Source organism: Muricauda sp. SCSIO 64092 (genome assembly GCF_023016285.1).
Taxonomy (GTDB): domain Bacteria; phylum Bacteroidota; class Bacteroidia; order Flavobacteriales; family Flavobacteriaceae; genus Croceivirga.
On record NZ_CP095413.1, the window covers coordinates 3,001,298 to 3,014,360 of the forward strand.

The window sequence follows — 13,063 nt, forward strand, 5'->3', positions numbered from 1 at the left end:
CTTGATTGGAACACATTAAGACCGAGATTTATTCATTTCCACGCCTAAATGGTTGGCCAAACCCTCAAGATCCTTAATTTGACCTAAACTGGAATATTTGGGAATTTGAGCGGTTGTTTTCACTATCAATGGTAATCACGCTCCAATAGTAAACGGTATCAGCCGTTATAGTAGTTTCAAATGAAGTTTGGGTCACCGTACCGACCAGCGTTCCAGGTGGATTGGTTACATCAAGATACACTTCATAAGAAACGATATCATTGTCCAGGTCACTACCGGCCCAACCTAAGGTAAGGCTTCCGGAATTGACGGTTGCCCCGGATTTTGGGGATGGATCGTCCGCTGGGAAAGGGGAGTAATTTTCTATGCCGGGCCCTGCGTTGTAAAATCTCCATATAGCACTTTCGGCAGTTTCGGAAGTTCCATTGGCTTTGGAAACCACAGACCACGAATATGCGGTGCCGCGATTTAAGCGTATGGCCAATTCGTTTGTGTTGGCATTGATCTGCCGCCCGTCATCCGTATTTAAGTTTCTTAGGTTTACGGTGTAGGAATCCGTGTTTTGGGCAATGTTCCATCGAAAGATGACCTCACTTTCAGAATCGGACAGCAAGGTGCCCTCAGTGCATTCCGAATTGTTTTCCGGAAAAACCAGTGTGGTCGCGGAGGGAGCAGGAGTGGGCTCCGGATCGCTGGGCCCATCATCACTTCCGCCACAGGCCAACAATAATGGGAAAATCAATATCAGGAATAGGTATTTAGCGCCTTTCATTGTTTTGTAATTTTAAAGTGGTGGGTTTTTTTGGACGTCTTGGCATTGATTATATATAATCCTTTGGGCAATTGCCCCATATCAATGGTTAGCCTACCGTTAGTGGTCTTTTGGGTTTTATTTGTAATCAATCGCCCATCGATTCCGAAAATTTCATAGGATACGGAATCATTGGCCATTTTGCCCATTTCAATTGTCAATTCCCCGGAATGTAGGGGATTGGGATAAGCTACGGATGCCCCTTCCAAAACAATGGTTTCCTCAAAAACACCCTGACAACTGATATCGGTCCTGACCTGTAACGTATTCACCGATTTTGAAAGGGTCAACGTAATATTGTTCTCGGAGGTACGATAGCTTTGTCCGTTTAAAACAATCTCATAGACCGCCCCACCTTTAAGTGATAGGGTGGCTTTTTTACCCTCGGAATCGATTTTTGAACTTACGGATAGATCTTCTGGCTCGGTGATGACCACATCAAAGCATTGCTCATAATCGGCTTCCCCTGCCACAGTGATACAAACGGTATAACTACCGGCCGAAAGATTGTCAAAAAGAGTAGTATCGTTAAAAGATTGGCTCGCAGTGGCATCCCCGGAAAGGATGGCCGTATAGTCCAGGGCCTCCATGGCTACCACGGTGATCTGACCGTTGTTACTGTTACGACAGCTCTCACTGGTGGTACTTAAGGTAAAGTTATTGGCCGGTAGTGTAAAAATGGCACACCCCGAGACATCAACAGTTGCCCCCAGGGGTGTATCGGGACACAGGTCATTGGCATTTGGAACGCCATCACCATCCAAATCATTTGGGTCCATCATTACCTCGCTCGGACTGTCCGCCAGAACCATGAATTCACCCGGAGCAAGACTTATGGGTTCAGTTGCGTTGCTTACCGCTAAAGGACTGTTCTTCTCCAAAAGATCGTACCATGTTCCCGTCTCTTGAAAATTTGGATTGATGGCCTGTTCGACCATTCCAAAATTCCCGATAATAGTAATGTACTTGATAGCATCCCCAGAGGCGGAGTTGTCCGTTAAATGAATGGTTTTCAACCCTGTTGGAGCACTCAGATCCATGCTAAAGTCGGTGGTTTCAAAGATAGCCTCACCCAATTTCAATTTAATGAGGTCTGCCCAGGTATCATAAATTGCCGTTCGATTGGCATTATCCAAATACTCCCAACGGATCGGTTTTCTACCGGTTCTTCCATTTTCGTCAATGGAGACCTCATAACCAAGTTCTCCAAATTGCCATATCATTTTGGGGCCGGGAATCGTAAAGAAAAAGGCTCCTGCCGTCCGTAGACGTTCCAATGCGGTATCCAGGTCGGTTACCGAATACGCCCCTTCCGAGTTCCCAAATTCCAGGTTTTTGAACATCAAACGTTCCTCATCATGACTTTCCATATAGGAAATGGCAGCAGGAATATCAAATCCTTTGACCTGATAGGAAACTCCTGAAAAATTGGATTTTCCATTTTCATGATATCCCATGGTAGCCTCATTATAGGGGTCCGTTTGTTTGTTCCAAAAAAGAATGCCTTTACCTTCGTCCAGACGGTAATTGGCCCATTGTTCTTCTTCCTGTATTCCACCCAGGTGTTCAAAAATCACATAAAAATCCTCATCCATCGCCCACTGGGTATCCGCATATCCCTTTAACACTTCAATTCGATCGGGCTGTGTGGCATTGGTGCAGCCGTCATCGCTGGCCGAACAGTTTTGGGTAAAACCCTTTGTGAGGTCCCAACGAAACCCATCTATCCTATACTCCTCTATCCAATATCGTATAGTGCGGTTCACATAGTCCTGGGTAGCTTGGGATTGATGGTTAAAATCGTTGAAAACGTTGAAAGAGTGTCTGGGTTCCGCGTTAAAAAAAGGATTTTCCGAACTGGCCACCCCACCAGTACCACCACCACTGGTATTCCATAAACGGAAATAAGGATGCTCCCCGGTACCATGGTTATAAACCACATCCAGGATAACGGCCATGCCCCGATTATGGCATTCTTCTATAAACTGTTTAAAGGCCGTTGGTGTTCCATAGTACTTGTCCAAAGCCATATGGAATGATGGATTGTAGCCCCAACTATCATTGCCATCAAATTCACTTACGGGCATCAATTCAATGGCATTGATACCCAAATCCTGTAGGTAATCCAGTCTGGAGCGAACGGCATCAAAACTATGGAGCTCGTCAAAATCACGGATCAAGAGTTCGTAGACCATCAAATCGGTTACTTTGGGTTTTTCGAAATTCAGGGTGGCATCGGACCACACAAATTCCGGGTCACCCGTTCGTAATAAGGTTACGGCCTGGGTGGTACTTCCCGAAGGGTATTCCGGAAGGTTGGGATAGGTAGTATCATCAATAAAACCATCGTTGAACTCATCCAAAATGGTGGTGGAATATGGATCGGCAATAGTGATGTCCAAGTCCACCAAGTATTGGAACAGGTGATCGGTTTGTGGGCTTAGGCCTGTGAGTTCAAGCCAAAACCGGTCTTGAGCACTGTCTTTTTTCATCAGATAGGTGTCATTGGTTGCCCAATTGTTAAAATTCCCAATAACATGGACAAATTCCTTGCCTGGGGCAAAAAGTACCAAAGTGGCCTTGGTTGGGTCAGTAGGGTCTAGGTTAATGCCATCAAGGAGTCCCAAGGGTAATGCTTCCTCGGTTACCGTAGGCCGTATAAGGGCATCAAAAGTGACACTTTCGGTATCCGCACCATTGGTGGCTTCCAATACAAAAGTTGTGTTTTCATTGACCACATAGGTGTTGCTGTACGTAGTAATGCCATTTTGTGTATCAACTTGTATGCCATTGGCGAGAAGGGAAAAATTGGCGGATTGACCAATAATTGCCTCAATGGACAATGTTTCGCCGGCTTCCAGTATCACCGTGCTGGTGGTTGGCGCGTTCAAAACCAATTGAAAGGCTCCCACATCGAATAAAAAGTCCTGCGTTTGACGACTTCCGTTCTGGGATTTTATCAAAAACCCGATTCGATCAATATCCGTAGCGTCATAAAAAACGGAGGGAATAAATGAGTAGGAATACGTGCCATTGCCATTGTTGGTAAAACGCGCCGTTTCTGGGGAATTGTTGAAGTCTGTTCCCGTATCGGAGGGATTTATTGCGTTTGTTCCATTTGTTTCAAAGTACCAGGCCCAGAGATATAGTTCCGAAACGTCCCATTCGGTTTGTGGGTTGAAATTGGAAACGGTGATTGTGATTTCCTGGTCTCTGTCAAAGGGGTTGGGGGATAGGGAAACGGTTTGGGCCGAGGCGACCATTGTTCCGAGCCCGAAGAAAAAATAGCGTAGAATTAGCTTCATTGTGTTGGGTTTACAGGAAAAAAAAGGGCTGATTGGACAGCCCTTTTAAATTCTCAAAAAGAAATATCTAGTCGTTTAAATTTGGAATAAGGATATAACTTCCATCCAAATCGTTGAACCAAACATCATAGGTTTCAGCAGATACCGGGATATTGTCATTTCCTGTGTCACCAAGGCTGGAGAATTCCACTCCACCGCCCCAGTTCACTGCCCAGTCGTCATCGGCCCTGAACTTTACCTCACCATCCACCAATGCAATATCATTGATGAACCAAAGGTGTGGATTAAATGCCGCTTGCGTCATGTCGGTATCGGCATCCCAACCGCCGGGGGTGGCACTACCAATAATTCCTATTGTAGCGTAAGTGGTGGCACCACTGGCATCATAGGGAGTAGCGGTATAGGTAGCATTTACAATATCGAGTTCAATCTCATAATAGCCTTCGGCGGGGATGGGAAACACACCGGGGTCACTGCCTAAATCAGCACTAGAAGTCAGGTTTCCTCCGGAAAGACCCCATTGAGGTTGCCATGAACCTTTGATTTCCAATGCTTTAAATGCCAATCCGCCACCAAAATTGCCTCTAAAGACATACCTATTTGCATTATTGGAATCCCTAAACAAAGGAGGATTGTTGCCATTATTATCCCAGTCCATATCATTGGCAATGCCATCATTATTGACATCAACCGCATTACCTACCATGAAAAGGTCCCTAAAAGGATATGTTGCATCATAGGGAGTAAGGGAAATCATTATCGCTTCGGAAAAGCGTTCCAACATTCCGGACTCACTTTCTATTACCGCCCGTAAACGAACTTCTACATTAGCTGCTTGTTCCGGTGTCAATCCCAAGCCCAAGGCAATGGTATTGATTTCATCGTGGGTAAGTGCCAAGCTTCGTTCATTGGTGGTGGTACTTGTAAAAATGATTTCAAAATTGGTGTCTGGGAGCGTAAATTCCAAAGTATAGTCCACACTTACAACGTCGCCTTCCCCAAAATCGGGATCATTGAACTGCATGGTCAATGCAATGGCGGCAGGATCGAAACTGGACAGCACTAGCTCAGTACCCGTATCGGGATCTGAGATTTCGGGAGGGGTCTCGGTGTAAGCCGATACACTATAACTTACGGTTGCCGTGGTTTCAGCTCCATTGGAAACCCTCATGTGAAGGATAAAAGGTGAAAAAGCCTCTCCTCCAGCTCCAATGACAACAGGGTTGAATTCTGCCACGGTCATGGTGAAAGTCCTGTTTTGGGTAGTTCCCAACGTAATTGGTGAAGCAAATGTTTCTTCTGCGGATGCCTCCACGGTATACGTTGCACTATTGGAGGCAACATCATTCCACGAAAGCGTAAATGCAGGATTGTCCGGCAACGTAAAATTAAGGTTAATGTTGGTTATCGTTGGGACAATGAGCTCAAAACTATCCTCTTGCAGCGGGACAACCTGTAAATCGGGATCATCGTCCTCGCATCCAACAAATAGGAGCAACAATAGGGTTAATGGACTTAGTAGCTTTACTATTTTTTTCATCACATGTTGTCTTTTAGGATTGGGAAAGATTTATCGGAATAAGATGATATTCACCGGTTATGGAGTTGAACCAAATCTCGTAGTCATCTTCAATATCAACCGGAATACTACCTCCGTTGGGTGTTGCCACTCCCGAGAACAAGGTGGTTCCACCCCAAACATCACTGCCGTTGGCCGTAAACGTAAATTCTCCAGGAATCAAACGAACACTGGGAATGTACCAGATATACTCATCAAATGTTTCCCCTTCTACCTCGTATTGTGTCAGGGTTGCCTCACCAGCAAGGGCGGAACCGTTTACGGTTAAACTGGTTAGGGTAGTTGGGAGTGCCCCTTCATAGGGCAAAAGTGTAAAAGTGAGCCTTTCAACATCTACCGAGAAGGTATAATATCCAGCGTCCATACTTTCCAAGTTATTGATGGCAGGTGGATCGTCTTGATTTTCGGCTGACCGGTAAGTGAGATTTCCCTCCTCTCCTTCACCGTACTGTGGTACCCAAGACCCACGTAATTCCAAGAATTTCAACGGACCACTATTAAACAACCCAGTGTATTTGAACCGACCAGGATTGTTGGCATCCCTAAACATTACGGCATTGTTGTTATTGTTGTTCCAACCAGAGGCACTGGCCGGCCCAACCAAGAAATGATCAACAAAGGGGTAATTGTAATAGGTTAAAATATTAATACTAACGGCGTTGGAAAAAGTAGCTGCCGATCCAGGGACACTTCCCAAAAATGAGGCTACCCTTATGAACAGATTGTTCCATTCAAAGGGGGGTAGGCCGGCGGAACTGGCAAAGGAGTTTACTTCATCAACCGATAGGGTGATTGAATTGGATGTAATTACGGCGCTTCTAGCGGGATCCGTAAAGGTGTCATCACTGGCAAACTCCAATCGATAGCTTATAGGGGTCTGTACGGAATAGCTTGCATTATCCCAAACCAACGTAATTACAGGATTTGTGACATTTACCCTGTCCAGTTCTATGGTGCTGATATCTACCTCCAATAATGTTGAACCATCTTCTGGAGTAACCGTCACCAATTCTGCATTGTCTTCACAAGCACCCAGTCCAATAAGGACTGCAAACGTTACTATTGCGATTTTTAATTGTTTCATCTTTACTTAATTTTTAAAAACCAGGATTTTGGGTTAAGTTCGGATTGGCCTGTATGGCTGAAATGGGTAAGGGATAGAGGTTGTAATGCTCAGGTATGGAAGTTCCATTTGCCACACCGCCTTTCCACGGCCAGATATAGGTGCCGCCGGTAAATCGACCATAACGAATGAGGTCGGAGCGTCGATGTCCCTCAAAATTCAGTTCCCGGGCCCTTTCATCAAGAATAAAATCCAAGGTAAGCTCGGAGGTCAATATGGTTTCTGCTCCGGCCCTTGAACGTATGTCGTTTACATATCCCAAGGCCGTGTTTACATCCCCACCGGCCCCTCTCAATACACACTCGGCGTACATAAGATAGACATCTGCCAAGCGGAAAAGCGGGAAATCCGTACTGGAAAATTCGGTAGAACTTCCCGATCCATCGGCATTGGTATTTCTGAACTTGGTGGCAGGATAACCATCCGTCCAGGTTCTGTAGTCGTTCATTTCAAAATTATGACCCTGAGTCCAGAAGAGGGAAGCCCTAACGTCATTGGAGTTGGCCAAGGCATTGGCACTTGAACCAAAAAGGCCGTACCAGTTTTGGGAGGATCGATGACCGGTCCAGCCATCTGTGGCACCAAAATCATCAGGATTCATGGTTTCCGTACTTAAACTGCCGTTGACCAGATAGGTGGTATTGCCAAAGCTTTGACTTATCAATGCGTCAGCCAATATGGGAAATAAGATTTCCGGAGAGGTGTTGTTATCTGCCGAAAAGAGTCTTACGAAATCCGGATCCAAGGTGTGGCCACTTTCATCAATGACCCTAGTGATATAGGTAAGGGCATCAGCATAACGCTGGGTTCCGGTATAGACTTCTGCATTAAGGTATAGTTTGGCCAAAAGCATCTGCCCGGCAGCCCTATCTGCCCTTCCGTAGGCCAGAGGAGTCTCTGCCAATAGGGACTCTATGGCCAAAAGCTCGCTTTCCACATAATCGAACAACTCGGTACGGGAAACCTCGGGCAAAAGCTCGGTACTACCAAAACTCTCCTCTGTGGACAACACCCCTTTTCCAAATACATCTATGAGGTAATAATAGGCCAATGCCCGTAGGAAACGCACCTCGGCCTCAACCACTTCCTCATTCTCAAAATCTTGGTTGCCCAGGATGATCAAGAGGTTGTTGCACTGTGGGATCGTGAAATAAATCCTATTGAACAGGTAACGGAAAAACTTGTTGTTTTCGTCCCATGCGGCTGTGGTGGTCAATTGGTCCAGACCATCATCCCCCCAACGGTTTTTCATGGCGTCCGCGGAAAAATCCTGTAGGTTTACGATCCCCCTTAAAAAAGGAGATTCTCCGGCATCATCCCCCAGGATATCACGGCTGCCGGAACCATCGATTCCAGAAAGTGCGTAAGAGGCATAAATTCTGGATAGAATACCATCCACGGCATTGGGATCTGAGTCCAATATCTGATTTAATGATTGCTCTACAATAGGCTCGGTGTCCAGGTCACCAGTACAGGAAACCAATCCGATTACAAGCAAAACGAGTAAAACTGTGTTAAACTTTATTTTATCTTTCATAGGTATTTTTTTTAAAAATCAAAATTCAAACCAAGGGAAAAGGTCCTAGGCCTTGGGTAAAAATTATTGTCAATGGCATTAAAGTTTTCCGGATCCTGACCTTCATAATCCGTAATCAGAAATGCATTATTGACCGCCGTAAAGATTTTTAGGTTAGCATCCGGAAGGATTTCCCTAAAGGTATAACCTAATGTGATATTTTCACAACGAAGAAATGCCGCACTTTCCAAAAAATAGTCGGAAAATTGTACGTTGTTAAATCTGTTCACTATCCTATCGTCCGCAGCTCCGGAGAAGAAATCCAGGACATTGGTCAAACTTTGGGCGTCGGTGGGAATGGCTGCTTCGACAAAACCTGAAGTTAAGCGCCTGGAATTGTAAATTTGTCCATCAAATTGACCCCTAAAGGTCGCTGCCAAATCCAAATTTTTATAAGCGAAATTCAACCCAAAACCAAAGGTCCAATTGGGGCGGAGCGCCCTATAGTACCGGTCGTCATTGGTAATCTGCCCGTCTCCATCCAAATCAACAAAGGAACCCAATATGGGTCTACCATCATCATCATAAACCTGACGAAAAACCCATGCGGAATAAACCTGTTCCCCTACCGCATGTCTTGCTAAACGAACACCAGTTCCAAAAGGGATGGTTGATTCTTGTGCTTCGATATCATCCAAGCCCTCCAGATCCGTCACCTCCGTCCTGCTATAGGCCACATTTCCGTTTAGGCTTAGGTAAAAGTCCTCAGTTTGGAAAGGGGTCACTTCCAAGGAAAGCTCAAAACCTTCCCCTTCCGTAGAACCAATGTTTTGTGGAAATAGGTTGGTAAATCCTTGCCCGGGTGCTACAGGGGCTTGTACCAACAAGTCATCTGTCTCTCGCATAAAGATGTCAAAAGAACCGCTTAGGAGCCCTCGCTCAAAAAAGGTGAAGTCCAAACCAGCATTGTATGTGGTTGTGGTTTCCCAGGTTAGATCCGGGTTGAACGGCCTGGCGGAATAGATGTTCACCCCATCCAAATATTGGCTGGCACCACCTCCTATATCAAATAGGGGCAAGGCAGGATAAAATCCAACTCCATCAAGATCCACAATGTCGGATTGTCCGGTCTGTCCCCAACCCAAGCGTAGCTTTAGTACTTTGACGAATGATACATTTTGCAAAAAGCTTTCCTCGTTCAGTTTCCATGCCAAAGCGGCCGCGGGAAAGTCGCCCCAGCGTTTGTCCTCTAAAAAAAATGAGGAGCCATCCCGCCTGTACGATAGGGTGAGGAGGTATTTGTCAAAAAAGTTGAAGTTGGCCCGTCCAAAGAAGGACTGTAGATTCCATTCATTGAAAAAACGTCTGTTGGGATTTCCAGGATTGGGTTCCACTTCCCGAATGCCAGTATCCGGGTCATAGCGATACTGCACTTTGTTTCCATCGTTTTTAAAATTTTGATAGGCATAGCCCCCCTGAACGTCAAAATTCCGCAAAAAGCTATTGTCCAAACTTTTGGTATAGACGAGGTAGGCATCTGAAGTAATGTTGGTAATATGTTGGTTTTCTTCAAAATTTACTCCTGGATTGAACACAAAACCGCCATTTTCATTATCCTGTCTGTAGGTGGAAATGGCATTTTCCGTAAAGCGCTCTTCTATACGTGCCCTTGAGGCCTCCGTTCCCAAATTCAACACGGCCCTCAGTTCTGGAAGAAAATGCATCTTATAGTCAAACTCAATATTGGCCAATAACCTTCTATTGATTTCCGGCCTTGATCTTTGGTTCAGGAGTGCCAAAGGATTGCTCCCTCCGAGCAAAGTTCCCTCTAATCCGGCAGAACCGTCGGATACCAGATTGTAAAAGCCACCAAAAGCGGAGTTTGCATCAAAAATCGGTTTGGTGGGATCATAGCGTACAATATTTCCTAGGGCACCTTCCTCATCAATGGCATTTTTTTCGGTATAGATACCTTTGGCATTGATATCGATTTTTAGATGATCGTCAAATAGCATCGGGGTCAACTTAATGGAACCGGTTACCCGCTCCAAATCGTTGGTGCGTACTACACCTTGAACGTCGCTATACCCCAGGGACGCCCGAAAGGGAATTTTATTGAACAGGTTGGCACGTACGCTAAAATCCGTATTTGCCGTAATTGCTGTTCTGTAGATGGCGTCCTGCCAGTCCGTATTGAATACTTGCCGCTGGACTTCGTTTCCCTCCTCGTCCAAAACGGTAATGATCCGGCTTGGTTCACTCGTGGATACGGTGCCCACCGGTACGCCCAAACGGGTGGCGGCATTGGGATCCAATCGGGAAAGTTCATTCCTATAAATGTCTATAAAATCCACATATTCATTCCCATCCAGCAAATCAATTTGATCGGTTACCGTAGCAAAGGACATATTGGATGAAAAATTGAATTTGGCTTCTCCACTGGTTCCCTTTTTTGTGGTAATGATGATAACCCCATTGGAAGCCCTGGACCCATAAATGGCGGATGCGGAAGCATCTTTAAGGACACTAAAACTTTCTATGTCATTGGGATTAATAAGGTTAAGTGGGTTGGAGACCCCCGCAGCATTTCGGGAATCGATAGGGATTCCATCAATTACAATCAATGGGGAGCTATTGGCACTAAGTGAGGCTCCACTTCTGATTCTGATGTTTGGAGCTGAATCCGGGGCACCACCATTGTTGGTGATCCGAATTCCCGGGGCCCTTCCCACAAGCAACTGATCGGCAGAGACGATAACCCCTTGGTTAAAATCTTCCGTGGTCACTAAATCCACCGACCCTGTGGCATCTTTGACCGTAGTGGTACCATAACCGATAACCACCACCTCATCCAATTGTTCGGTCGATTCTTGTAGGGCTACGTTTAGTGTACTGCCCGTTACGGCAATTTCCTGAGCGGTAAAACCAATGTAAGAGAACACGAGGATGTCCCCTGGATTGGCCTCAATCGTATAATTACCGTCAAAATCCGTAGTAGTACCTGTTAACGTACCCTTGATCAATACATTTGCCCCTGGAATGGGAAAGGCTGTAGCGGCCTCGGTCACATTACCCGTAACGGTTATCTGGGAGAATCCCCATAGCGGAACCAACAGGAGTGACAATGCGAAAAACTTTTTGAGTTTTTTCATAAAATCAATATGAGTTAGTTTATTTAAATTGGTTAACTTGCGTGATATTACCCACCCATTTTTCTTCTTGAAATCCAAAACTATCTTAAGAGAAGGTTAAAATTTACTGACAAATATCAGTTTTGCCATTTCCAACGTTTTCAGGTGCATAACTTTTTGATTTTTCAATAGTAACACTACTTAATTATGTAGTTGATAAAAACAGCCTGTTTTTCAGCTCGTTTTTTGTTAATTTCGTATTTCTCAAAGAATCCTTCGAATGAAACCAAAAATGACTTTAAAGAAGATTGCCAGGGAATTGGATGTTTCCATTTCCACGGTATCGAAGGCATTGAAGAACAACAAGGATGTTAGTCAGGAGACCCGCGATACCGTGCAGGCCTTTGCGAAGTTTTACAACTACCGTCCCAACAGTATTGCGCTTAGTTTAAAAAATCAGCGGACCAAGACCATAGGTTTGATCATTCCGGAAATTACCCACCACTTCTTTGCCAAGGTCATGACAGGAGTGGAGCAAACGGCCAATGAAAGGGGCTATACCGTGGTCATAGGCGTATCCAACGAATCTTTTGCCAAAGAAGTCATTAATATGGAAATGATGGTCAATGGCAGTGTGGACGGTTTTATGGTGTCCATTGCCAAGGAAACCCTGCTCAAAAAGGATTACCACCATTTAAATGAGATAATCAACCAAGGAATGCCGATTGTACTTTTTGACAGGGTAGTTGAAGAGGTGGACTGTGATAAAGTAATCGTCAATGACAGGGAATCGGCCAGGATAGCCACACAGAAGTTGGTGGATATTGGAAGACGGCACATACTCCTGCTCACTACTTTGGACTACCTTGGCATAGGTAGGGAGCGGACCAAGGGATATTTGGAGGCATTGGATTTTAATGGCATAGAAATAAAGGATCAATTGATCCTTAAGATGCCCGACAATATTGCCGAAGAGCGACAGGAAGACGTGATTGAACAACATATTAAAAACCTTATGGACAATAACGTACATTTTGATGCCATTTTTGGGGTGAATGAAATGTACGCCGTTGCAGCTTTGAACATCTGTAGAAAGTTGGGTTTAAAGGTGCCCGATGACCTTTCGATAATTAGTTTTTCAAATGGCGTGCTGTCCAAATACTCCAGGCCCAAATTGACCACTGTTAATCAATATGGCATGCAATTGGGGGAGACCGTGGCAACAATGTTGATCGATAGATTGGAGGAAAAAGTGGATGAGGATACCTTTTTTACCAAGGTCGTTAGGACCAATCTTATTGAAAGGGAATCCACTTTTTGATTTTGATTTCAAAATAAAATAATATCTTTGACCGCTGTACCACCTCCCCATTTTTCTTCTCTGGTATTGAGTGGTATACATTATTTTTTAGAATGCCCCGGACATTTGAATGTATGATTCATCGTCCATTCATCAGTTTTACGGTTTTTTCAAAATAAAAAGTTGTTTAAACGTAAATCATTTCATGTTTGGGCCATCCTTAAAATAACTGGTAATCATCTCAAAATTTTAAGAAGACAAAAGCCAAAATCTAAAAGATTTTGCTGAAATTGAAACG

7 protein-coding genes are annotated in these 13,063 nt (G+C 44.7%); 1 reads left to right on the forward strand and 6 read right to left on the reverse strand.

What is annotated here, in order from left to right; translation table 11 throughout:
* Nucleotides 1-73 precede the first annotated feature (73 nt).
* The 6 genes from L0P88_RS12765 to L0P88_RS12790 all read right to left on the reverse strand — a co-directional run bounded on the left by L0P88_RS12765 (nt 74) and on the right by L0P88_RS12790 (nt 11,486).
* Nucleotides 74-772 carry a hypothetical protein gene (locus tag L0P88_RS12765; RefSeq protein ID WP_247130309.1) on the reverse strand — a complete coding sequence of 233 codons (699 nt, stop codon included), beginning with the start codon at nt 770-772 and terminating at the stop codon, nt 74-76.
* Nucleotides 769-4,116 carry an alpha-amylase family glycosyl hydrolase gene (locus L0P88_RS12770; RefSeq protein WP_247130310.1) on the reverse strand — a complete coding sequence of 1,116 codons (3,348 nt, stop codon included), beginning with the start codon at nt 4,114-4,116 and terminating at the stop codon, nt 769-771. The genes L0P88_RS12765 and L0P88_RS12770 overlap by 4 nt, the downstream gene beginning before the upstream one ends.
* A 67-nt stretch (nt 4,117-4,183) precedes the next feature.
* Complete coding sequence (locus L0P88_RS12775; RefSeq protein ID WP_247130311.1) at nt 4,184-5,656, reverse strand: SusE domain-containing protein; 1,473 nt, start codon at nt 5,654-5,656, stop codon at nt 4,184-4,186.
* A gap of 13 nt (nt 5,657-5,669) precedes the next feature.
* Nucleotides 5,670-6,779, reverse strand: coding sequence for a SusE domain-containing protein (locus L0P88_RS12780; protein WP_247130312.1), 1,110 nt, complete (start codon nt 6,777-6,779; stop codon nt 5,670-5,672).
* A gap of 13 nt (nt 6,780-6,792) precedes the next feature.
* On the reverse strand, nt 6,793-8,355 hold the full coding sequence (locus tag L0P88_RS12785) for a RagB/SusD family nutrient uptake outer membrane protein (RefSeq protein WP_247130313.1): 1,563 nt from the start codon (nt 8,353-8,355) through the stop codon (nt 6,793-6,795).
* Nucleotides 8,356-8,366: 11 nt separating this feature from the next.
* Nucleotides 8,367-11,486, reverse strand: a complete 3,120-nt coding sequence (locus L0P88_RS12790; RefSeq protein WP_247130314.1) for a SusC/RagA family TonB-linked outer membrane protein — start codon at nt 11,484-11,486, stop codon at nt 8,367-8,369.
* Between the two features lie 259 nt (nt 11,487-11,745).
* Between L0P88_RS12790 and L0P88_RS12795 the strand changes: the two genes are divergently transcribed.
* Nucleotides 11,746-12,786, forward strand: coding sequence for a LacI family DNA-binding transcriptional regulator (locus tag L0P88_RS12795; protein WP_247130315.1), 1,041 nt, complete (start codon nt 11,746-11,748; stop codon nt 12,784-12,786).
* The last annotated feature ends 277 nt before the right edge of the window (nt 12,787-13,063 follow it).

Coding starts and splice junctions, on each gene's coding strand:
- L0P88_RS12790 (WP_247130314.1), bottom strand. CDS start 11,486: ATGAAAAAACTCAAAAAGTTTTTCGCATTGTCACTCCTGTTGGTTCCG.
- L0P88_RS12770 (WP_247130310.1), bottom strand. CDS start 4,116: ATGAAGCTAATTCTACGCTATTTTTTCTTCGGGCTCGGAACAATGGTC.
- L0P88_RS12785 (WP_247130313.1), bottom strand. CDS start 8,355: ATGAAAGATAAAATAAAGTTTAACACAGTTTTACTCGTTTTGCTTGTA.
- L0P88_RS12795 (WP_247130315.1), top strand. CDS start 11,746: ATGAAACCAAAAATGACTTTAAAGAAGATTGCCAGGGAATTGGATGTT.
- L0P88_RS12775 (WP_247130311.1), bottom strand. CDS start 5,656: ATGAAAAAAATAGTAAAGCTACTAAGTCCATTAACCCTATTGTTGCTC.
- L0P88_RS12780 (WP_247130312.1), bottom strand. CDS start 6,779: ATGAAACAATTAAAAATCGCAATAGTAACGTTTGCAGTCCTTATTGGA.
- L0P88_RS12765 (WP_247130309.1), bottom strand. CDS start 772: ATGAAAGGCGCTAAATACCTATTCCTGATATTGATTTTCCCATTATTG.